The 21,398-nt window shown below is 34.7% G+C and carries 19 protein-coding genes and 3 tRNA genes; 10 read left to right on the forward strand and 12 right to left on the reverse strand.

Annotated features, from left to right (window positions below):
* Positions 1 to 86 precede the first annotated feature (86 nt).
* A complete protein-coding gene (locus AB9K26_RS10820) occupies positions 87 to 761 on the forward strand; it encodes a hypothetical protein (protein WP_369972570.1) in 675 nt (224 codons plus the stop codon).
* Positions 762 to 830: 69 nt separating this feature from the next.
* Here the strand turns inward: AB9K26_RS10820 and AB9K26_RS10825 are convergent, their stop codons facing one another.
* Positions 831 to 1,409 carry an HD domain-containing protein gene (locus tag AB9K26_RS10825; RefSeq protein ID WP_369972571.1) on the reverse strand — a complete coding sequence of 193 codons (579 nt, stop codon included), beginning with the start codon at positions 1,407 to 1,409 and terminating at the stop codon, positions 831 to 833.
* Positions 1,409 to 2,299, reverse strand: a complete 891-nt coding sequence (locus AB9K26_RS10830; protein ID WP_369972572.1) for a YitT family protein — start codon at positions 2,297 to 2,299, stop codon at positions 1,409 to 1,411. The genes AB9K26_RS10825 and AB9K26_RS10830 overlap by 1 nt, the downstream gene beginning before the upstream one ends.
* Positions 2,300 to 2,487: 188 nt before the next feature.
* Between AB9K26_RS10830 and AB9K26_RS10835 the strand changes: the two genes are divergently transcribed.
* The gene (locus tag AB9K26_RS10835; protein WP_369972573.1) at positions 2,488 to 3,624 is read left to right on the forward strand and encodes a hypothetical protein; all 1,137 of its coding nucleotides are present in this window, start codon (positions 2,488 to 2,490) and stop codon (positions 3,622 to 3,624) included.
* Positions 3,625 to 3,714: 90 nt separating this feature from the next.
* Here the strand turns inward: AB9K26_RS10835 and AB9K26_RS10840 are convergent, their stop codons facing one another.
* Genes AB9K26_RS10840 through AB9K26_RS10855 form a run of 4 tightly spaced genes read right to left on the reverse strand, consistent with a single transcriptional unit; the run spans position 3,715 to position 9,245 of the window.
* Positions 3,715 to 5,178, reverse strand: coding sequence for a polysaccharide biosynthesis C-terminal domain-containing protein (locus AB9K26_RS10840; RefSeq protein ID WP_369972574.1), 1,464 nt, complete (start codon positions 5,176 to 5,178; stop codon positions 3,715 to 3,717).
* 20 nt (positions 5,179 to 5,198) lie between these two features.
* Positions 5,199 to 6,479 carry a glycosyl transferase family 1 gene (locus AB9K26_RS10845; RefSeq protein ID WP_369972575.1) on the reverse strand — a complete coding sequence of 427 codons (1,281 nt, stop codon included), beginning with the start codon at positions 6,477 to 6,479 and terminating at the stop codon, positions 5,199 to 5,201.
* A gap of 29 nt (positions 6,480 to 6,508) precedes the next feature.
* Positions 6,509 to 8,941, reverse strand: coding sequence for a YfhO family protein (locus AB9K26_RS10850; protein ID WP_369972576.1), 2,433 nt, complete (start codon positions 8,939 to 8,941; stop codon positions 6,509 to 6,511).
* A gap of 28 nt (positions 8,942 to 8,969) precedes the next feature.
* Complete coding sequence (locus AB9K26_RS10855) at positions 8,970 to 9,245, reverse strand: DUF4834 family protein (RefSeq protein ID WP_369972577.1); 276 nt, start codon at positions 9,243 to 9,245, stop codon at positions 8,970 to 8,972.
* 102 nt (positions 9,246 to 9,347) lie between these two features.
* On the opposite strand from AB9K26_RS10855, the gene AB9K26_RS10860 reads away from it, so the two are divergent.
* The 6 genes from AB9K26_RS10860 to AB9K26_RS10885 all read left to right on the forward strand — a co-directional run bounded on the left by AB9K26_RS10860 (position 9,348) and on the right by AB9K26_RS10885 (position 14,970).
* The gene (locus AB9K26_RS10860) at positions 9,348 to 10,331 is read left to right on the forward strand and encodes a transporter (protein ID WP_369972578.1); all 984 of its coding nucleotides are present in this window, start codon (positions 9,348 to 9,350) and stop codon (positions 10,329 to 10,331) included.
* Between the two features lie 11 nt (positions 10,332 to 10,342).
* Entirely contained in the window at positions 10,343 to 11,464 is a 1,122-nt protein-coding gene (locus tag AB9K26_RS10865; RefSeq protein ID WP_369972579.1) for a GTP cyclohydrolase, read from the forward strand.
* Positions 11,465 to 11,554: 90 nt separating this feature from the next.
* Positions 11,555 to 12,169 carry a DUF4159 domain-containing protein gene (locus tag AB9K26_RS10870; protein ID WP_369972596.1) on the forward strand — a complete coding sequence of 205 codons (615 nt, stop codon included), beginning with the start codon at positions 11,555 to 11,557 and terminating at the stop codon, positions 12,167 to 12,169.
* Complete coding sequence (locus AB9K26_RS10875) at positions 12,170 to 12,673, forward strand: TrmH family RNA methyltransferase (protein WP_369972580.1); 504 nt, start codon at positions 12,170 to 12,172, stop codon at positions 12,671 to 12,673.
* Between the two features lie 21 nt (positions 12,674 to 12,694).
* A complete protein-coding gene (locus AB9K26_RS10880) occupies positions 12,695 to 13,783 on the forward strand; it encodes an AI-2E family transporter (RefSeq protein WP_369972581.1) in 1,089 nt (362 codons plus the stop codon).
* A 5-nt stretch (positions 13,784 to 13,788) separates the two neighbouring features.
* Positions 13,789 to 14,970: a class I SAM-dependent methyltransferase gene (locus AB9K26_RS10885; protein ID WP_369972582.1), complete on the forward strand. Its 1,182-nt coding sequence runs from the start codon at positions 13,789 to 13,791 to the stop codon at positions 14,968 to 14,970.
* Here the strand turns inward: AB9K26_RS10885 and AB9K26_RS10890 are convergent.
* The 5 genes from AB9K26_RS10890 to AB9K26_RS10910 form a co-directional block, all read right to left on the reverse strand.
* Entirely contained in the window at positions 14,957 to 15,388 is a 432-nt protein-coding gene (locus AB9K26_RS10890) for a hypothetical protein (protein WP_369972583.1), read from the reverse strand. The two genes, AB9K26_RS10885 and AB9K26_RS10890, sit on opposite strands and share 14 nt — an antisense overlap.
* 172 nt (positions 15,389 to 15,560) lie before the next feature.
* A tRNA-Arg gene (locus AB9K26_RS10895) sits at positions 15,561 to 15,634 on the reverse strand.
* Positions 15,635 to 15,641: 7 nt separating this feature from the next.
* Positions 15,642 to 15,716, reverse strand: a tRNA-Pro gene (locus tag AB9K26_RS10900).
* A 19-nt stretch (positions 15,717 to 15,735) separates the two neighbouring features.
* Positions 15,736 to 15,819 (reverse strand) — tRNA-Ser (locus tag AB9K26_RS10905).
* Between the two features lie 99 nt (positions 15,820 to 15,918).
* On the reverse strand, positions 15,919 to 17,961 hold the full coding sequence (locus AB9K26_RS10910; RefSeq protein ID WP_369972584.1) for an HD family phosphohydrolase: 2,043 nt from the start codon (positions 17,959 to 17,961) through the stop codon (positions 15,919 to 15,921).
* A gap of 166 nt (positions 17,962 to 18,127) precedes the next feature.
* On the opposite strand from AB9K26_RS10910, the gene AB9K26_RS10915 reads away from it, so the two are divergent.
* Entirely contained in the window at positions 18,128 to 19,306 is a 1,179-nt protein-coding gene (locus AB9K26_RS10915; RefSeq protein ID WP_369972585.1) for an acetyl-CoA C-acyltransferase, read from the forward strand.
* 9 nt (positions 19,307 to 19,315) lie between these two features.
* Positions 19,316 to 20,065: an NlpC/P60 family protein gene (locus tag AB9K26_RS10920; protein WP_369972586.1), complete on the forward strand. Its 750-nt coding sequence runs from the start codon at positions 19,316 to 19,318 to the stop codon at positions 20,063 to 20,065.
* 54 nt (positions 20,066 to 20,119) lie between these two features.
* Here the strand turns inward: AB9K26_RS10920 and AB9K26_RS10925 are convergent, their stop codons facing one another.
* Positions 20,120 to 21,385: a tetratricopeptide repeat protein gene (locus tag AB9K26_RS10925; protein WP_369972587.1), complete on the reverse strand. Its 1,266-nt coding sequence runs from the start codon at positions 21,383 to 21,385 to the stop codon at positions 20,120 to 20,122.
* Positions 21,386 to 21,398 lie beyond the last annotated feature (13 nt).

Below are 21,398 nucleotides of genomic sequence, written 5' to 3' on the forward strand. Positions count from 1 at the left end.
GCAAATTGTTTATGATAGGTCAAATAACAAAACCGAAATGTTTTCAAACGAGTTGAAAGCGCGGTAAAATCTAAAAACCTATAATTATGAAAAAGCAAGTACTTTTTATTGCGATGGTGTTAATAGGATTGACATCTGCAACAGCAACAACAGCAGGATATGCTGTTTCACATGGGGAAGATTTTAATATGAACGATTTTCGTTTTGCTGAACCAGTAGTGTTTATTGAACGAGGTGTGGAATTTTTAATTTTTCCTGATGGAAGTTTTGATTTCAATACTGAAATCGCGAATAATGTTTCACAGGTCTACTACAGAAGTAACACACTAAGTCGTTCTGTTAACACCACTTATGGAGCTCCGGGAACCATCAGTAGAGGACATTACTACACGCCACAAACAGCTGGTGTCATTATTACCCATGATGCTTCTGGAAAAGTGAGACGAATAGGCAATGTGTTTATCAACTATGATAGAATGGGTCGAATTAAGCGTGCAGGCTCTGTTTATATGAGCTACCAAAGAAATGGCATGCTAAGACAAGTTGGTGGTTTACGAGTTAACTACAATCGTTGGGGACAAATCGTTCATACGTCTGGTTTTGTAAACCAATATAATACCGAACTTAACTGTGGTGTAGATACTGGATTTGGAGGTCACAACTCCGTAGGGTTCAATGATATTGATAGTTATGACGAAAACTACTATTACTATAGAAAGAATGGAAAAATCAAAAAAAGTAAAAAAAGAAATCGATTATAAGCTCACCCCCAAAATACTAACATGAGCTTACACAATCCCAAAGAGCTTCCCCAAGCCTTTGGGATTTTTTTATACCTCTCTCAAATGATTCAAATGTTGTTTCTTTCTATAAGCCTTATAGTGCTTACAGAATTTTGTATGGTACTGATGGCTTTCCATGAAATCAATTTGAATGGCATGCCATTCTTTTCTAGTGAGTTTGGGATTAAAATACTTTAGTTCCTCATATAATAATTCACTCACAGCTTCAAAATGTTTTGTTCCGAGATATTCCAAATCAGCATCCGCTATTATTTCCTCTAAGTGTGTATTTGGTCGTTGTGGAATTTTAGTTGCCATGATCATTCCACAAATAGCTTCAACGTCTTCTTTCGAAATCCCGAACTTGGGCAACTCTTTTCTTGCTATATCGCAACCTATTTTTTCATGCTCGTTATGTGTTTGGATAAATCCGACATCATGATATAAAGCAGCAACTTTCAGCAAAAATAATTCATGTCTTGAAACCGCTTCTTTGGAAGCAATATATATTACTTTTTCCAAAACATATTTGGTATGCTCGACACTATGATAGGTTAAATATTCCGGTAATTCTGAAGATAGAACTGTAAGAATATGCTTTTTTATGCTTTTGAAGTTCTCTCGCATCAATGCCCATGTTTTTTACTAAGCAGTCCACCTCCTACTTCATTAATATTTTGAACAAACATAAATGCCTTGGGATCTTTTTCAGCTATAGCCTTTTTGATTTTATGGACTTCCAATCTGGTGACTACAGCAACAACAATATCGCAATCGTGCTTCACACCAAAGGAACCAGGTAAGTTTCCGCGTTCTCCTTTATATACTGTGATGGCTTTATTGAAGTCGTTCACGATCATGGATTTTACCAATTCTGAGTTCGGTGAAATAATGGTTAAGGAAATCAATTTTTCAAATCCATCAACAACATAATCAGACACCTTAACAGCAGTAAAAAATGTCAAAATAGAATACATCGCTTTTTCCAATCCTAGAAATATGGCTATAATTAGGAATATTGATGTATTAATAGCCATGATGATTTCTGAGGTTGTTAAACCAAACTTCTTATTAGTGAACTCAGCAATAATTTCCAAACCGTCAATTACACCTCCACCACGAATAACAAAGCCAATTCCTAGTCCGACAAAAACACCTCCAAAAGCAGCGACCAAGAAATGATCTTTGGTGACTTCCGGAATCGGTAAAAAAATAAGGGCTATTCCTAAAAATATTAAAGATAATAACGAGTGCAAAGCAAAGTTCTTCCCTATTTTTTTAAAGCCGATAATCACAAAAGGAATGTTTAAAAGCAATAAAGGAATCCAAACATCTATGTGATAAAACTCATGTAGTAAAATTGAAATCCCAAGCAAGCCACCATCCAGAAAATGATTAGGAATCATAAAACCTTTAATGGCTACAACGGCACATATAACGCCTAATAGTTTTAAGAGTATGGATTTAAATGAAAAGATATTACGTAAATCTAGCGGCTCAGAAATTGCTGTACTCATTAGGTTAATGATTGGTTGGTTAACATTTACTAAAATACTGTTTTTTAACAAAGTAAAAACTTAACCTTTATTGAAATTGATTAAAGACTAAATTTAACTAACTGTATTACAGCTTATTATAACAACAATTGAGTTTTTGGCACGCTAATTGATTTGTATGTGTTGTAACAATAAAAACCTTGACAATTATGAAAAAATTAATTCTTTTATTATCTGTAGTCTTCCTTTCAGGAAATGCAGTATCAGCTTTAACCAACACGACCAGCAATTATGTTAGAGGTTATGGTAATTCTTTCATTTTTGTTGAGAATGGTATTGAATTTTCAGTGTTTGCTGACGGACAGTTTGATTTTTATATGCAAAACTATGGTCCAAATGTAAATGTTGCGGTCAATACACCTGGAGTTTCTATAAGTTTCAACTCAGGATACGATTACAATCCTTATGTACAATATGACGACTTTGGAGCTATCATTCAGATAGAGAACACACCTATATTTTACGATTATTATGGTCGTGTTACGCAAATAGGTAATATCAACATACACTATAATAACTTTGGTCGAGTAGCACGTGTAGGAGGTTTATTTGTATACTATAACAGAAACAGAGTGTTTACTCACTTTACTGGATACATCAATGTTTACAACCGTTATTATGTATACAGACCATGGCATCGATTCTATGTGATTCCTTCGGCAAGTTATTGTGTGGTTTACAATAGACCTTACAGACAGTATTATACACCTGTTAGACATACTTACTACAGACCTTACAGAAACAATGTAAGACAACCAGTTAGAGTTAATAGCAGACGAGATGTGGTGGCTAGTAATGGACGTAGAGGCACCAGTATTAATACAAGATATCGTCAGGAAGCGACACTTAGAGGTAATAATACTCATACAACACGCTCTAATTCAAGAGCAGTAACCTCTAGAAATAACAACACGCGTTCTAATGCTAGTATCAATAGATCAAACACAAATAGAAATAGCTCAGCACGTACTAATAGATCAAATACAACTAGAAGTAACACCAGTGCATTAAGCTCAAGAAGCAATGATAGAGCTACAACAACTAGAAATGTGACCAGAAGCAATACTTCTGTGTCTAATAATAGAAGTTCAGTTAGAAAAAATACATCGATTAGAAAACCAAACCGTTCCGATACTCGTATATCTAGTAAAAGAGCAACAGTAAAGTCGTCAAAATCGATGCAGCAAATGAAGAGCAACAGAAAAAGCTCTAATGTAAAAAGCAAAAGTTCAAGAAGTACAAGTAGACCTTCGACTTCAAGAACATCAAGAACAAGAACACGATAATTTAGATATATAATTTTTTGGTTGGTTAGTTGGAATTTCCCATAAGCAGTATGCCTCAAAGCACCTTATGGGATTTTCCCATTTTATACCTTAGCTTTTAAATAACTTGGTATATCTTTTAATGACTTCTGAAATATCGTCAGAAATCCTAAGCTTAGTAACCAAAAAAGCATAGATAATTCCTAATAAAAGTGATTTCAAACCAATATTCACTATAGGATGAAATGAAAATTCCCAAAAGTAAAATGCCAACACGCAAAGGATTATAAGTAATAAGATTTTCAGACTTTGTATCGTAAAAGGAAGCATTCCAAACTTCTGCTTCACAAAAATGATTTTTATGGTATTGTAAATCACTACGGCTATCATCGTAGCAAGAGCCGATCCGTTAATGCCATACAAAGGAATCAGGATCATATTGAGAACAACAGCAGTAACGGCTAGGATAACGCCAAAAACCAAAATCATTCTATAATAATCACTATTAAAAAGAATGGCATTATTATTTCCCAATACATTATCATAGAGCTTTGCTATACTTATCAAAAACACCACTACCAATCCGCCAGAAAACTCCGATGGGATGATTTCATAAAGTTGATTTATATTGACAACAATAAGCAAGAAAACAAAACCACTAATTACAAACAAAGTCAAAGAGCTACGCTGATATAAATCTCTAAGTTCAGTTGTATTTTTATCATTTATGAAGGTTGCGGTCAATGGCAACATAATTTGATGCATAGCACGTTGCGGAACCGCAATGACAGTCGCAATAAAAACAGCTACACTGTAATAGGCTACTTTTTCAATAGCAATATAGTTGTTCAACATAAATTTATCAATATCCAAAATCATGGTCGCTATTGAACCTGCAATAATGATTAAACTTGAATATTTTAGAATAGAACCTATATTTCCAATCCTTTCAAACCTAAACACTGGAAGCCTGATGTAAAATGCATTAGTTAGCATGAGCAACATTCTTAAAACATAAACGCCAACAAGTCCAATCAAAAATTGATCAATTGTAATCCACTGAAAAAACAATGCAAATAATAAACACATGGCACCAACCCGATGAAAAACCTCTTTAAGGAAATTTCCATAAACCGTTTGCATTTGAACCTTTACCCAAGCATAGAAAACTTCAAAATAGGCCATACATAAAGCCGTAATGAAGATATACCAAAGATAATCGCCTACAATAGGATTTTTTTGAGAGAGCAATGATGCAATCGTATCGTAACCCAAATAACCAAGTACACCTACCGGAACAGCTAATGCCAAGGGCAAAAAGAGCATCAAGGTTAAAAAACTATTCAATGAATTTTTAGACTTAAACGAGGAATAGTATTTTACCAAGGTATTATGTGCTCCGAAAGCCATCAATGGCATCATAATATTAGCAGTAGATAAGATATAAGCAACCAATCCGTAATAGGTGTCACTCATAAATTCGGTGTAAAGGAAAAGTGTATTTATGGCACCTAAACCAAACCCCAAATAGGTTGTTATGGTGTTTTTAAATGACTGGTTAATGACGATTCCCATAGTTCCCTCTTCTATTTAAACTAATCTTTTAGTAGCTCAGCAAGAGATTTGGTAAGCGCTTTTCTACTGTATTGTTGCAAACCAATACCATTTACTGATAATGAATCGGATTTAAACGCTTCAAAATACAATAAAATCTGTGATTTTAGAGCTTGCTTTTCCGTGTAGCTAAAATAGGTTCCCGTATTTGTGGTTTTCAAAATAGATTCAACATCTGAATCTTTTGGTCCAATTCCTAAAATAGGTGTTTGCGAAACCATATACTCAAAAAGTTTTCCTGGAATTATAGCTTTAGTATCTTCGGAATCAATCTCAATCAATAGTAAAACTTGTGATTGCATCTGGGCTTTTACAGCCGCTTCATGACTCACATAACCTTGAAAATTCACATAATCTGAAAGTCCGAGATCTCTAATGGTTTGCATGACAACATCACTGACAACACCTATCAGGTTAAGCTGAAATTGCTCTGCAAAAGAAGTATCTTCATCAATTAACTCTTTTAGCACATGCCACAAAGCCTTCGGGTTTCTTTCCGATAAGAGCGATCCAATATGCGACATGGTAAATTTAGAATCTTTATCTGGTCGTTGAATGTGGTGGACATCATAACCATTGGTAATTACCGAAATTGGTCTGTTGGTTTTATTTGAAAATTCTGTTTTTGTGTTGTTACTAGTAACTATAATATGATCTGATGCATTTAAAACTTTAGTCTCTAAGGCACTATGTTTTTGTTTTGAGGACTTCGTTAGTTTCAGTGTTTTATGATATCCTATGGTGGTCCACGGATCTCTAAAATCAGAAATCCATTTGATTCCTAAATCTTGTTTTAACTGAAGTCCGATAAGATGTAAACTGTGTGGCGGACCAGTTGTGACAAGAGTTTTTATATTGTTTTCTGAAATATATTCTGAAAGAAATTTCACCGAAGGTTTGACCCAATTTTTACGAGCATCTGGAATGAAAAAATTTCCTCGAATATACAGCAGTAATTTTTGAGCAATGGTTTGTTTTTTTTGCTCAGGAATCACACCAGAACTAATATCTTTTGTGTTTTTCTTTGACAATAAATTTGCAAAACGATAAGGCTCTTTGATAGGTTGTTTTATAACTGTTGTTTCCTTTGGAACCTCATTTAAGAGTGTTTCATCTACGATAGGATAATTCGGATTTTCAGGACAATACACAATCGGTTCAAAGCCATTTTCTGGTAAATATTTGGTAAACTTCAACCATCGTTGTACACCTGGACCTCCAGCTGGTGGCCAATAATACGTAATGATGAGAACTTTATCCATGCATCAAAAAGATTAGCGTTAAAACGAATTTAATCTTTGTTTTTTCTAAACTCCATGAACAATCCGCCAAGTAATATCAAACCAAAAAGAATTGAACTTGCCAGAGCGATAGTGCTTCCTGTCTTTACAACCTGAGGTTCAAATTTAAACTCAATATCATGCTGACCAGATGGCACTTCCAAACCTCGCAAAACGTAATTCACTCGATGTATTGGAACTGCTTTTCCATCAATGGTCGCGACCCATCCATGACTATAATACATTTCAGAAAACACAGCAAAGCCATCATTAGGATTTACCGATTTATATTTTAAATTATTCGGCTTATATTCTGTTAATTCTATGGAAGCTGTTGAATCAACCTGAAACTTTTTAGATAATAACACATCTTCTGTTGTGACAGCTTTCTTCTTCGTATTTAAACTATCTAAAGCTAAAATCTCATTATTAGCAGAATCTAATTTCTCTAAATCTTCAACAAACCATGCATTCCCATTAGCATCTTGGTTCAGGTATGGAAATACTTGACCTTCTTCCTCTGCTATAATGTATTTGGAATTCAGCATGTTGATAACGTTCATATTGTTTTTAGCTATATGAAAATCATAAAGTTCATCAAAACGCTTCAATTTAGCTGCGTGATAACCATTTAATGAATTATGGAAATAGGCAGCACGAGCTGGCGCTCGACTTCCTTCATTGGAAATGTCCCAAACTCTAAAATAGTCTTTATCATTTAAGATTTCCTTATCTGCTGCGTTCGGCTGGTAAGGCTTATCAACCTTTAGAGCAGATACAAAATCGTCATTATTGACATAGCGTCTATCGACAGCTACCAAATCGAAAAGAATCAAAATAGCAAACACTCCAATCGTTAGATTTTGGGATATCTTACTTTTCAAAAAGATAAAAATTGTTCCTGCAGAAATAAGTACAAGGATCAATGTTCTCAAAGTATCCTGAATGAAAAAAGATTTTCTATCTTCTCGTAGAGCGTCAACAAAAGCTTCTCCAAATTGACCATACACCTGTCTGTAATACCCATCATTCACACCTACAAAATCAAATGAACCACTGAACACTAAAAATCCTAATGCCAAACCACCAGTAATAATCGTCGTGTATTTTAACGTTTTAATTTTGGCATCTTCCGTTTGTGTGCTTTCAAATAATTTTACCAATCCGAAAATTGCTAACACAGGAACACATAATTCGAGAATAACCTGAATAGAACTTACAGCTCTAAACTTATTGTAAAGTGGCACATAATCAATAAAGAAGTTGGTTATAAACGCAAAAGGTTGGCTATCGCCATACGATAAAATCAAAGACAATAAACTTCCGCCAACAAGCCACCATTTTAGACGTCCTTTAACCATAAAAAGCGCAAAGACAAACAAGAATAACACGACTGCTCCAATATAAGCTGGCGCTTCTACAATGGTTTGCTCGCCCCAATATGTCGGGACATTCTTCGCTTCATTCAAAGCCTCAATAGGACTGGCTCCCAAGCTTGTATAGAACTCAAAAAGCGCAGAATCCTTTCCAACATCTTCTCCACTTCCTCCACCTAAAAATCGTGGAATATAGAGATTGAAAGTTTCCAGAATTCCGTAGCTATACTCTGTGATATAGTCTTTACTAAGTCCGTTAGTAACCGCTCTAGCAGACCCATCAGGATTGATGGTCAACTCACTTGGACCACGACTACTCTCTTTTACATATTCTTGGGTTGCCAAAACATTTGTGGCATTTAATCCAACAGAAAGTATGGCTGCAATAGATAAAATACCAACAACCTTAAAAAACTGAGGTAATTCCTGTTTTCTATAAGCATCAATGAGATAAGCGATTCCAAGAACGATCACCAATAACAATAGATAATACGTCATTTGAAAATGATTGGCACATATCTCTAAACCGAGAGCCACTGTGGTCAAGATAAATCCGAGAATATATCGTTTCTGAAACGTTAGTATAATACCACTTAACACTAATGGCATATAGGCAATGGCATGAGCTTTACTATTATGGCCAACACCAAGAATGATAATAAGATAGGTTGAAAAGCCAAAAGCCAAGGCACCTAAAGCCGCTAACCTAAATTCAACTTTTAAGGCTAAGAGTAAAATATAAAACCCAAGTAAATAGATAAACAGATAGTCTGCTGGTCGTGGTAAAAACCGTAAGGAAAGGTCTAATTTTTTAATATAATTATGAGGATATTTAGCCCCTAATTGATAAGTTGGCATGCCTCCAAAGGCACTGTTGGTCCAATAGGTTTCCTCGCCTGTCTGTGCCTTAAAATCCTTTTGCTGTTTAGACATCCCAATGTAGTGCATGATGTCACTTTGAAAGATTTTTTTACCTTGAAGAACCGGACTGAAATATGCTAGGGAAACTGCCACAAAACCAACAATTATCAGTAAATGTGGAAGTACTTTTTTAAAAGAAAATGCCATGAAAACAAATTATCAATGAAGTCGAAATTTACTCAATTTCTTCGTAATCTACGTACTCACCTATACTTTTGTCTGAAGAATTCTCACGTTTAGGAACCTTATCTATAACCGTTTCCCCTTCTTTGTGCTTAGGTTCATTTTTCTGCTGATAAAACTGTCCTCCGTATTTTTCTTGCATTTTTCTAGACATGTATCGTAGAAGATAAGGAGCAAAAATGCGCGACAGAATCTTGATTCCATAATAGATCAAGAGGATGATTAGAATCGTTCTTACAAAACCGACAAATGAGGCTGTTTGTAGCATAAATAAATATTTAAACAAAAATACAATTATATGTATTTAAATACGGTTATAGTTACTTAAAAAAAATATAAAATCTCTATATTTGATTCAAATACAAACCCTATGAAACTTATTAAAACTACTTTATTGTTACTCATGGCATTGACTTCACATCATGCTTTTTCACAGTACACGGAAGTAATCAATTCGAATAGACCTGGTGTCTCAAGAAGTGCTTTTTCTGTTGGAACCAATGTGTTACAATTTGAGGTTGGCCCATATATTATAAAAGAGAAACATACGCCTTTAAAGTATGAAGTTTCTGGTTTTGGAGCTGATTTTTCTGCCAGGTATGGTCTATTACTTGAAGAATTGGAAATCAATATCGAAGGAATTTATCAAAACGATAAAATAACCGATAACAGAGGTTTTGTTCCGTTGGAAGGCAAACGATCAAATTTCAAGAATTTTGCTATTGGAGCTAAGTATTTGGTTTATGATCCTTACAAGAATGCTGAAGATGAAAAACCAAACCTATACAGTTATCACGCTAACAGAAGCTTTAAATTAAAATCACTTATTCCTGCAGTAGCAATCTATGCTGGTGCTAATTTTGATTCTAAAGACAATTCTTTTTTACCTCCAGGCATTGAAGGGTTTAGTCCGAAAATCATGATTGCCACTCAAAATAATTTTGCTGGAGGTTGGGTTTTTGTCATGAACCTTATAAAAGATCGCATTGGAACTGACTATTCTGATTTTCAGTACATATTGACCTTGACCCATTCTTTTAATCCGCAATGGGTTATTTTCGCTGAAACGCAAGGCATTAAAAGTGACTATTATGCTGATAACCTCTTCCGATTTGGTGGTGCTTATTTATGGACCAAGGATTTTCAGCTAGATACTGCGGTAACCTTAAACACTAAAGATACGCCATCTGTATTTAGTTTAAATTTGGGAGCCTCTTATCGTTTTGATTTCCATAAAGACAAAGAAATTGACAATGGAAATTCTGCTAATGATGGCAAAAAGAAATCAAAAAAGAAGAAACGGAAAAAAAAGAAAAAGGATGAAATCGATTTTGATGATGATGGAAGTCTTTAAGCTCTATACTTATGGTAACAGTTAGGGAAATACATTCAAAAAAGGATTTAAAGGAATTTGTGAAATTTCCGTTTAAGATCTATAAAGGCTCTCAATATTGGGTGCCACCAATAATCAATCAAGAACTACAAACATTCGATAAAGACAAGAACCCTATTTTCAATGATGCTGATGCCTATTTTTTCTTAGCTTATAAAGATGGGGAAATTGTTGGTCGTATTGCAGCCATTATCAATTGGCTTGAAGTCAAAGAACAAGGCATCAAAAAAATGCGTTTTGGATGGTTTGATTTTATTGATGACAAATCGGTTTCAAAAGCACTTATTGAAGAAGTAGAAAAAATTGGCAAAGATCAAGGTCTTGAGTTTTCTGAAGGACCTGTTGGGTTTTCCAATCTAGATAAAGTAGGTGTCATTACGGAAGGTTATGACCATATTGCTCCAATGATTACTTGGTATAATCATCCTTATTATGTAGATCATTACAACGCTTTGGGTTATAGTCCTGAAAAAGCTTACATAGAAAGCACTTTTAAGTTTTCAAATGTAAATCCAGAGTCTTTTGCAAAAGCTCAAGAACTGATTAAACGTCGTTACGGACTTAAAGCACTCCGTTTTACGAAAACCGAAGAGGTCATGCCTTATGCCGATAGGATGTTTGATTTGTTTAATGAAAGTTATGCATCTCTTGCCTCTTTTGTTAAAATAACAGACAAACAAAAAGAGTATTTCAAAAGTAAGTTTGTAAGTTTTGTCAACCCTGAATACATCAAATTTGTACTTGATAAAAATGACGATTTAATTGGTTTTGCTATCGTTATGCCATCATTTGCAAAAGCGCTTCAAAAAGCCAAGGGCAAACTATTTCCCTTTGGTTTCAGTCATATACTAAAAGCAAAGAAACACAGTCGTGACGTTATTTTTTACCTTATTGGAATTCATCCAGAGTACCAAAACAAAGGAATTCATGCCGTTATTTTTAATGAATACTATGATGTATTTGAAGCCAAAAAAATAGAAAACTGCTACAGAACACCTGAACTTGAAGAGAATGAGGCCATCCAAAAGATTTGGAAGCATTTCAAACCTGAGGTTTTCAGAAGAAGAAAAACATTTCGAAAAAATCTAAACTAACGTTAAAACCTTCTTCCCAAATAATCATTTGATTACATTTGAAGTATGCAAAAGCATTTAAAAATACTATCAATAGTTTCCATCTGTGCCATGATCTCTTGCTACACTTTATCAGCACAGGACTTGGCAATAGCCAAATATAGAGGTGGTGGCGATTGGTATAGTAATCCGACGGCATTACCAAACCTAATTGCTTATTGCAATGAAAATATCAATACGAAAATCAACACAAAACCTGAAATCGTCGATATTGGAAGTATTGATATTTTTCAATTTCCAATGTTACACATGACAGGACATGGCAATGTGTTCTTTAGCGATGAGGATGCTGAAAATTTGAGAAATTATTTAATTTCCGGTGGTTTTATTCATATTGATGACAACTATGGAATGGAACCTTACATCACAAAAGAACTCAAAAAAGTATTTCCCAATCAGGAACTTATCGAGTTACCAGCTTCACATCCAATATTTAATACTGCCTTTGATTTTCCTGACGGACTTCCAAAAATACATGAGCATGACGGAAAACGTCCGCAAGCTTTCGGACTTTTCCATGAGAACAGGCTCGTTCTACTATTTACTTTTGAAAGTGATTTAGGAGATGGCTGGGAAGACCCAGAAATTCACAACGATCCTCCAGCTGTAAGAGAAAAAGCCTTAAAAATGGGAGCTAATATTGTTAAGTTTGCTTTCGAGAATTAGATGATGCAACTCGACCATTATTCATCACCATTTTCAAAACGGACCTTTCCTATTACATTAGTGTGTGAAAATGTATCCAATGCTCCAAACATTGGTAGCTTGTTTAGAACTGCAGATGCTTTCGGAATTGAAAAGCTAGTTTTATGCGGACAAAATATTCCAATGGGTCGAAAAATGATCAAAACTTCTAGAGCTACTGAAAAATCTGTGAATTTTGAGATTGTTGATGATGCTTTAGCGGTTGTGTCTAGCCTAAAAGCTATAGGCTATGAAATCTTGGCGCTTGAAATTACAAACAATAGCATACCTATACATACATTTCAGATTTCTAAAAATAAACCTGTAGCATTGTTAATAGGTGATGAAAATTTTGGTGTTTCAGAACCTTTGTTGCGTGTTTCCGACACCATAATACACATTGACATGTATGGGCAAAATAGTAGCATGAATGTCGTACAGGCAACCACTGTGGCATTATATGAAATTACACGTCAGTTGTTATAACAGTTTTTATATCTTTAGAACATGAATTCTAAAACTATTGCCAACGGAATTATAAGAGCAGTTGCCATCCTATTGGGAGTTGCGCTCATACTCTACTTTCTTTACAGAATTCAATCGGTTTTAGTTTATATAGCCATCGCTGCGGTTATTTCACTCATAGGAAGACCAATCGTTCTTTTTTTAAGACGAAAACTAAAATTTAATAATACGGTTGCGGTCATTATGACCATGTCTTTATTTATAGGACTTTTTCTTGGTCTTATTTGGATGTTTATTCCTTTGGTTGTGGAGCAAGGACAAAATTTATCACTTTTAGATATCAATAAATTACAGGAAAACGCTGAAGACCTGTACATTGAAATCATCAGGTATTTTGACTTAAGCCAACTTGATGTTGAACAATCGATTAAAGACTCGGGCTTGCTATCAAAGCTAGATTATTCTATACTTCCCAACTTTTTGAATTCGTTCTTAGGTGGTATTGGCAGTTCAATAATTGGGTTGTTTTCTGTCTTATTTATTTCTTTTTTCTTTTTGAAGGATAGCCGACTTTTTGAAAACGGCATTCTGACTTTCATACCAGATAATAAGGAATCTCGTTGGAAAGCTTCCTCAGAAAAAATCAAAGATTTATTATCACGATATTTTGTCGGACTCATATTTCAGATCTTGATTTTATTTGTGATTTATACTATTGTTCTTTTAATTTTTGGAATTGACAATGCCATAGTCATCGCTTTTTTATGTGCCTTACTAAACTTGATTCCCTATGTTGGTCCGTTGGTTAGTGGCGCACTTATGATCGTACTGTCAATGTCAAGCAATCTTGGAGAAAGTTTCAGTGATGTGATTCTACCTAAAACCATATATGTAATGATCGGTTTTGTGATAGCACAATTGGTAGATAATTTTTTCAGCCAGCCTATCATTTTTTCCAAAAGTGTAAAATCGCATCCCTTAGAAATATTTCTCATCATTATAATTGCTGGATTGCTATTTGGTATTATAGGTATGATTGTAGCTGTTCCTAGCTATACTGCCATAAAAGTCATTCTAAAGGAATTCTTATCAGATAACAAAGTAGTGAAACGACTGACAAAAGACCTTTGATTCGTTTGAATTTAAAAGTTCTAAATACAGATATACAAGCCTTTATCAATTCCCATTTAGATTCTGATATCCATTCTTTATTGCTTAGTCATGAAACCATTGAAGGAATTCCTACACAGGTTATTGTTGAGCAAATTGAAGCTAAGAGAAAGTGTAAGGAAAAACTTCCTACTTGGTTTAAAACGAAAGGAATTTATTATCCCAATAAACTTAATATAGAGCAAACCTCATCTGAAATAGCTGCATATTATAAAGCAAAACTGGTTTCAGGTAATCGTTTGATTGATCTTACTGGAGGTTTAGGAGTTGATAGTTATTATTTTGCAAAGACCACTCCTGAAGTCATACATATTGAGCAAAATCCTCATCTCTCTGAAATTGCAGAGTATAACGCCAAGCAATTAAATGTCAATAATATTGACTTTATTTCTAGCAATGGAATTGAGGTTTTAAAAAATTCTGAAGAATATTTTGATTGGATTTATATCGATCCTTCGAGAAGACATGATGTCAAAGGAAAAGTGTTCTTCTTAAAAGATTGTGAACCGAATGTTCCGCAACATCTTGACCTGCTTTTTGAGAAAGCCGATCAAATCATGATTAAAACTGCTCCTCTATTGGATATCAGTGCAGGTTTATCTGAATTAAAGCATGTAGAAACTATACACATAGTGGCTATTAAAAATGAACTCAAAGAAGTCTTGTGGATACTGAATAAAGAAAATACAAAAAAAATTACAGTTCATGCCGTTAACATCACTAACAAAGAACAGGATCATTTTCAATTTGACCTTTCATCTGAGGCTTCAGCTAAAGTATCATATAGTGAACCTAAAACCTACTTATACGAGCCAAATGTCGCTATATACAAATCAGGAGCATTCAAAAGCATTTCTGAAAGGTTCAACTTATGCAAGTTGCATCCAAATAGTCATTTATATACTTCAAATGAATTAATAGATTTCCCTGGAAGACGATTCAAAATAGAATCTGTCTTACCTTACCAAAAGAAAATCTTAAAAAAGAATTTACCAAATAAGGCAAATCTCACAACTAGGAATTTTCCCGAAAACGTTCAGGTTTTGCGAAAAAAGTTCAGCATAAAAGATGGTGGCAATACTTACCTTTTCTTTACAACTAGTATTGAAAATAATAAAATTGTAGTTCTATGCTCTAAAGTTGAATAGGAACATCAGTGTTTAACTGATTGTTTTCGTTAATTTCAACTTCATAAACCATACAGTCACCCATATCAATATCAATAGATTTTGAATTTGTTGACGTACTAATAACAAAAGTCGTTATCCCATCAGGAAATGTCAAAGTAGCAGAATCATTTCCAGCTGGCACACCGTAAGCATGAGTCATAAGAATTCCAAATTGATCAAAGACTTCAAAATCGACAGATACAAGGCTATTATTTATAAGTCTTGCTTGTGGGTCTTGACTAACACAATTGGTTTGAGCGGTATCAGTAATTGAAGTCACTTCCTCAATTGTATTATCACTTAAGTTTTCTTGATTTGTTTCTGCTGATTCAACAGAACAATTATAACATGTAGATAGCGCAATTGCAAAAGCAAATGCTTTAAGTAGGTTTTTCATCGTTTTGGGGTTTAATGAAAATTATGGTACAAATGTAGATTAATATTTAATAAAAACAAATAAAAACATCGATTAAATGATATTTTAATTCGACGAAATACATTTTTAATCATTTAATAAACATAAGTTAATCAAAACAAAAAAGCCACTTCTGTTAAGAAATGGCTTCTTGTGATCGCGACAGGATTCGAACCTGTGACCGTCTGCTTAGAAGGCAGATGCTCTATCCAGCTGAGCTACGCGACCATAAAAGTCGGAGTGGCAGGATTCGAACCTGCGACCTCCGCGTCCCAAACGCGGCGCGATAACCGGGCTACGCTACACTCCGAAAAAATTGATAAAAAAAGCGGAGAGACCGGGACTCGAACCCGGGCAACACTTACGCGTTGACAGATTAGCAATCTGCTCCATTACCACTCTGGCACCTCTCCTATTTATCTTTAAAGAACGTTCTTTTAAAATCGGATGCAAATGTAACTTTTCATTAGCAAGAACGCAACTATTTTTATAACTTTTTCCGAAGGATTTTGCTATTCTGGATATTCTATTCTGAGGTGGAATATGTTAGCCAGCTTATTTTTAAGAATTTTCTTTATTAATTGGATTTCCTTAAATGTAATATTTGCATTCAAAAATTGGCCATCGTCCATTTGTTTGGTAATAATCGATTCTACAAATGCATCAATCTTAGTTGACGAAGGTTCTTTCAAACTTTTTGAAGCCGCTTCAACACTATCACACATCATCAAGATAGCCGTTTCCTTGCTAAATGGTTTTGGTCCAGGATACCTAAATTCATCTTCAGAAACCGATTGATTGACTTCCTGTTCCTTTCTGTAAAAATAATAGACCATACTCGTGCCATGATGTGATCTTATAAAATCTATGACTCGATCTGGAAGATTATACTTTTTGGCTATTTCAATTCCATCAATGACATGGTTAATGATGATCTTTGCGCTTTCTATTGGAGACAATTCATCATGTGGATTGATGCCAGTGGCTTGGTTTTCGGTGAAATACGTTGGCGATTTCATTTTGCCTATGTCATGGTATAATGCTCCAACCCGAACCAACATAGCATTTGCTCCTACTTCATTGGCTGAAGCTTCCGCAAGATTTGCCACATTAAGCGAGTGGTGAAACGTTCCTGGTGCTTTATTGGAAAGCTCTTTAAGTAACTTTGTATTGGTGTCTGAAAGCTCTAACAACGAGACATCAGAAACCAAACCGAATAACTTTTCATAAATATAAATGAGTGGTTGTACAAACAATGTTGCAAGTCCACACAAAATGAAAAGTCCGAAAGTCTCCCATTTCAAATTCGAAATATTACCTTCATGAATAACAAAAAAAGCAAAGTAGGCTATAATGTAAATCAGTGTAATTTGTCCAACTGAGATAAACAAATTAGCACGTTTGTACAATTCAGAAACGGTCAAAATGGTTACGATACCAGCTATAATCTGCAAAAACATGTACTCATAGCTATTGGGTACAATAAAACCTAAAAGCAAAACGGTAAGTACGTGTGCGAACAGACCTAACCTAGCATCAAAAAATGCTTTAAGAACCAATGGAAGAATACAAAGTGGTATTACATAAACGTACTTTGCATTGTAATTGATGATTAATGTGGTCAATAAAATCATCAAAAGAATATTGAAAAAAATAAAAGTGACTTTAGTATTGTCTAAAAAAACTTCAATTCTATACTTTCTTAAGAACAACAATAACATTAGTAGTGCCAAAGCAACCAATAAAGCATAAGCAAAAATAACCAAGGTATAATCTGAGGCATTCCAAACCTGGGACTCGTATTCAGACTCTAAAGATCTTAAAACATCATACTTACTGCCCTCAACAATTTCTCCTTTGGAAATGATCAAAGTCCCTTTTTCAATACTTCCCCTAACCTGCGAGATAGCATTCAGTTCTTCCTGCAATGCATTATTGGTTAATGAAGAATTCAAACTTATATTAGGCTTTACTATATCGAAGAAAAGAGAAACAAATTTGGTTTTATAAATCGGTAAAGCATTACTATTCAATGACTCTTCAATGATGGTCCTAAATCCGTCTATCTTTGTCAAATCACCATAAGAAATTCTTGCTATTTGTGTTTGGTTTTCTAACAGGACGACCGTTTTATCTTCAGGATATTTGTAGTTTTCATCTAAGACACCATATTCATATATGTTTTGAAGTGCAGATTTACCCAATTCAAAAACCATGTTTCTCTTTTGAATCGTATCAGAAAAAACACTACTAAATTTCGTCTCATAAGCTGATAAAACCTCTGGTTTTACGCTCGTATTAACATCAAAATAAATAGCACTGGCATTTTTTATCTCTAATTTTTCCTGATTGATTTCTGCCTCAGATTTTTGAATGGCAAAATCAAATGGTGCTAAAAGATTTTCAGATTGCCATGGTTTCCCTTTATCAAAATCATATTTGAATTTGCCACTTTTAGGGAACATATAAACAATCAAAAAAGTGGTGCTTAAGAACAACAACACTTTATATAAAAGTGAATGGTTTTTATACCACTTATTGATTAAATCTTCCATTTTGCAGTTTTCCTATGTGAGCTTTTATAAATGTACTAACACCGATTGTTATTCCTTTCAAAAGTAAGAAAATATAATAGATTAAAGTTTTGATACTATTGATTTGATAGCAAAAAATCTATTAAAAATGATTAGTTTTGCAGAAAGTAAACCAAAAGAAAATAAAATGAGCAAAGAAGTAGTTATTGTATCTGCTGCAAGAACTCCAATAGGAAGTTTTTTAGGTGCCTTATCAACGGTTCCAGCACCTCGATTAGGCGCTGTAGCAATTAAAGGTGCATTAGATAAAATCAATCTAAATCCAGAACTTGTTGAAGAAGTATTGATGGGAAATGTTGTTCAGGCGGGAACTGGTCAAGCTCCTGCGAGACAAGCAGCAATTTATGCTGGGATTCCAGACACTGTTCCATGTACTACCGTAAATAAAGTATGTTCTTCTGGTATGAAAGCTGTCATGCAAGCTGCTCAAGCTATTGCTTTAGGTGATGCTGAAATTATAGTTGCTGGTGGAATGGAGAACATGAGTTTGATCCCTCATTATTACCACGCAAGAAGCGCAACCAAATTCGGTCCAGCTACATTGGAAGATGGCATGCAAAAAGATGGACTTGTAGATGCTTATGATAACAATGCCATGGGAGTTTGTGCTGATGCTTGTGCTGTAGAATACAATTTCTCACGTGAAGATCAGGATGCTTTTGCTATACAATCTTACAACCGTTCTGCTGCTGCTTGGGAAGCTGGAAAATTTGACAACGAAGTTGTTCCTGTTGAAGTGCCACAGAGACGTGGAGATGCCATTGTGGTTTCAAAAGATGAGGAATACTCTAATGTGAGAATGGAAAAAATTCCGTCGTTAAGACCAGCATTTACTAAAGACGGAACCGTTACTGCCGCTAATGCCTCAACTATAAATGATGGTGCAGGCGCTATGGTTTTAATGAGTAAGGAAAAAGCAGAGTCATTAGGTCTAAAACCTTTAGCTACAATAAAAAGTTATGCCGATGCTGCACAAGAACCTAAATGGTTTACAACGGCTCCTGCCAAAGCCTTACCAAAAGCTTTGAATAAAGCTGGTGTTGCTATTGAAGACGTTGATTATTTTGAATTTAACGAAGCGTTTTCGGTTGTAGGACTTGCCAACATGAAGATATTAGGTCTTAAAGATTCTAACGTTAATGTCAATGGAGGTGCCGTATCTCTTGGGCACCCACTAGGCTGTTCAGGTGTACGAATACTGATAACTTTATTGAACGTTCTTGAACAAAACAATGCCAAAATTGGCGCAGCCGCTATTTGTAATGGTGGTGGTGGAGCTTCAGCGATGGTTATTGAACGTAATTAAACTGTTTTAATGCAATACGGAATTTGTAATTTAAGCATTGTTCCTCTTAGAGCTGAACCGAGTGATTCTACTGAGCTTGTTTCGCAAGTATTATACGGTGAGTTGTTTAAGGTATTGGAACAGCGTAAGTCATGGAGCAGAATACGATTGGCTTATGACAATTACGAAGGCTGGATTGACAATAAGCAATATTTAGAAATCTCTGAAGACGATTACAAAACATTAACAAAAGAGGAACGATTACTATCCGGTGATTTGGTAGAATTCGTTAAAGATCAAAATGAGCAATTGCTTACCATTCCCTTGGGAGCTTCATTAAATGCTTTAAATTTATTAAAGCATGATTTTGATGGCCATTCCATTTCTGGAAAACAACCTAAAGATCAACTTATAAAAACAGCTTACACCTATCTTAATGCTCCCTATCTATGGGGTGGAAAAACGCCTTTTGGAATCGATTGTTCTGGTTTGACACAAATGGTCTATAAACTCAACGGTCACGAATTATTGAGAGATGCTTCACAACAAGCTACACAAGGTGAAGCATTAAGTTTTATTGAAGAAAGTGAACCTGGAGATCTTGCTTTTTTTGACAACAGTGAAGGCGATATCATTCATGTAGGTTTGATGATGGAAAACAATTATATCATTCATGCACATGGAAAAGTTCGTATAGATAGAATTGACCATAGTGGAATTTATAATGTCGATAAAAAAATGCATACCCATAAACTTCGGGTCATTAAAAAGATCATATAAAAAAAGCCACTTTTTCTAAAGTGGCTTTTTTATTTAAATTATTTGAAGAGCATATTACTCTTTTATTCTCGCTTTATACTTTTTAGCTTTATCTACTTCTCCTATTGCCAAATAGATATTGTTAAGTTGTTGGAACACATCATTGCTTCCATTTGGGTTATTCACTAAAAAGTCTTCAAGTACTTTAGCTCCCATTCTAAAGAATTCTTCTTTCTGAGCTTTCAATTCATCATACTTCTTAAAATCAGCATCTGAAGTTCCTAAGTTGTTCATTTGTTCTACCAACATATTGCCCTCTTCAATGTAAGTTGTTGAAACATTCAATGCGGCATCTCTCATAGTTGGATCAAGTTCTAAAGCTTTATTGAACGACTTTCTAGCCGCTTCGTATTGCCCTTCCTTCATCGTCATTACTCCAATATTATAACGCAATGATGGATTGTTTGGATCTTTAAGAGTCGCTTCTTCCATTAAGGTCTTGAATCTAGCATTATCTTCTAGTTTCAAAGCAATGTTAGCTTCAGAAATAATCAAGGATACATCATCAGGATTTTGTGCTCGAGCTTCCTTAATAGCCTCAGTCGCTTTTTCGTCTTCTCCATTACTTATGTAGATAAGAGCGATATTCTTTACGATTTCAGCAGATTTAGAATCTGTTTTCGTCTCTTTTGGAGCAATGTGGGTTCCTCCTCTAACAGCAATATCTCTAAGTTGTTCACTAGGAAACTGCTCTTCTTCATTCGTTTCTTTGTTTATAGCTGTGTATTCTGTTTGAACACCATTATAACCAAGATCCCTTAACTCTTCATAGTATTTCAGAGATGTTTGATAGTCTTGACCTGTAACCGCAGTTGAGGCAGCATAATAAAGATACAATGTATCCTTAGGCGACATACGATAGGCTTTGTTAAAACCATCTGAAGACTTGATATAACGTTTCTCTTTCAAGTCAGTTTGTGCTTGCGTTAAAAAATCACCAAGCATTTTTTCTTTTAACGTTTCAACCTCAGACGTGTACTTCGATTTACCTGAAGCCTTTTCAACTTCCAATACTTTGTTAAAGTTACTGATGGCATTATTTACATCATCATTGTTTCCAGCTCCATTAGCATATAAAGCTTGTCCTTTCAAAAAGTAATATTTTGCTTGCATCTTTTCGTCAGCAGAACCCATTAGAGGTTCCGCTAATTTTAAAGCAGCTTTGGCATCGGCAAAATTGTTGTCTCTTAGTGCTTTTTCAGCATCCTTTAGTTCATCTTTTTGGGAAAACGAAAACGTACTCACTAAAAGTGCTAAAGCAACTACAATTTGTTTTTTCATTAGTTTAAAGTGT

This window comes from Psychroserpens sp. XS_ASV72 (assembly GCF_041224425.1).
Classification (GTDB): Bacteria; Bacteroidota; Bacteroidia; order Flavobacteriales; family Flavobacteriaceae; genus Psychroserpens.

What these genes read in the sequence shown, in the direction of transcription:
- AB9K26_RS10820 (WP_369972570.1), top strand. Translation starts at nt 87, where the DNA reads ATGAAAAAGCAAGTACTTTTTATTGCGATGGTGTTAATAGGATTGACA.
- AB9K26_RS10825 (WP_369972571.1), bottom strand. Translation starts at nt 1,409, where the DNA reads ATGCGAGAGAACTTCAAAAGCATAAAAAAGCATATTCTTACAGTTCTA.
- AB9K26_RS10830 (WP_369972572.1), bottom strand. Translation starts at nt 2,299, where the DNA reads ATGAGTACAGCAATTTCTGAGCCGCTAGATTTACGTAATATCTTTTCA.
- AB9K26_RS10835 (WP_369972573.1), top strand. Translation starts at nt 2,488, where the DNA reads ATGAAAAAATTAATTCTTTTATTATCTGTAGTCTTCCTTTCAGGAAAT.
- AB9K26_RS10840 (WP_369972574.1), bottom strand. Translation starts at nt 5,178, where the DNA reads ATGGGAATCGTCATTAACCAGTCATTTAAAAACACCATAACAACCTAT.
- AB9K26_RS10845 (WP_369972575.1), bottom strand. Translation starts at nt 6,479, where the DNA reads ATGGATAAAGTTCTCATCATTACGTATTATTGGCCACCAGCTGGAGGT.
- AB9K26_RS10850 (WP_369972576.1), bottom strand. Translation starts at nt 8,941, where the DNA reads ATGGCATTTTCTTTTAAAAAAGTACTTCCACATTTACTGATAATTGTT.
- AB9K26_RS10855 (WP_369972577.1), bottom strand. Translation starts at nt 9,245, where the DNA reads ATGCTACAAACAGCCTCATTTGTCGGTTTTGTAAGAACGATTCTAATC.
- AB9K26_RS10860 (WP_369972578.1), top strand. Translation starts at nt 9,348, where the DNA reads ATGAAACTTATTAAAACTACTTTATTGTTACTCATGGCATTGACTTCA.
- AB9K26_RS10865 (WP_369972579.1), top strand. Translation starts at nt 10,343, where the DNA reads ATGGTAACAGTTAGGGAAATACATTCAAAAAAGGATTTAAAGGAATTT.
- AB9K26_RS10870 (WP_369972596.1), top strand. Translation starts at nt 11,555, where the DNA reads ATGATCTCTTGCTACACTTTATCAGCACAGGACTTGGCAATAGCCAAA.
- AB9K26_RS10875 (WP_369972580.1), top strand. Translation starts at nt 12,170, where the DNA reads ATGATGCAACTCGACCATTATTCATCACCATTTTCAAAACGGACCTTT.
- AB9K26_RS10880 (WP_369972581.1), top strand. Translation starts at nt 12,695, where the DNA reads ATGAATTCTAAAACTATTGCCAACGGAATTATAAGAGCAGTTGCCATC.
- AB9K26_RS10890 (WP_369972583.1), bottom strand. Translation starts at nt 15,388, where the DNA reads ATGAAAAACCTACTTAAAGCATTTGCTTTTGCAATTGCGCTATCTACA.
- AB9K26_RS10910 (WP_369972584.1), bottom strand. Translation starts at nt 17,961, where the DNA reads ATGGAAGATTTAATCAATAAGTGGTATAAAAACCATTCACTTTTATAT.
- AB9K26_RS10915 (WP_369972585.1), top strand. Translation starts at nt 18,128, where the DNA reads ATGAGCAAAGAAGTAGTTATTGTATCTGCTGCAAGAACTCCAATAGGA.
- AB9K26_RS10920 (WP_369972586.1), top strand. Translation starts at nt 19,316, where the DNA reads ATGCAATACGGAATTTGTAATTTAAGCATTGTTCCTCTTAGAGCTGAA.
- AB9K26_RS10925 (WP_369972587.1), bottom strand. Translation starts at nt 21,385, where the DNA reads ATGAAAAAACAAATTGTAGTTGCTTTAGCACTTTTAGTGAGTACGTTT.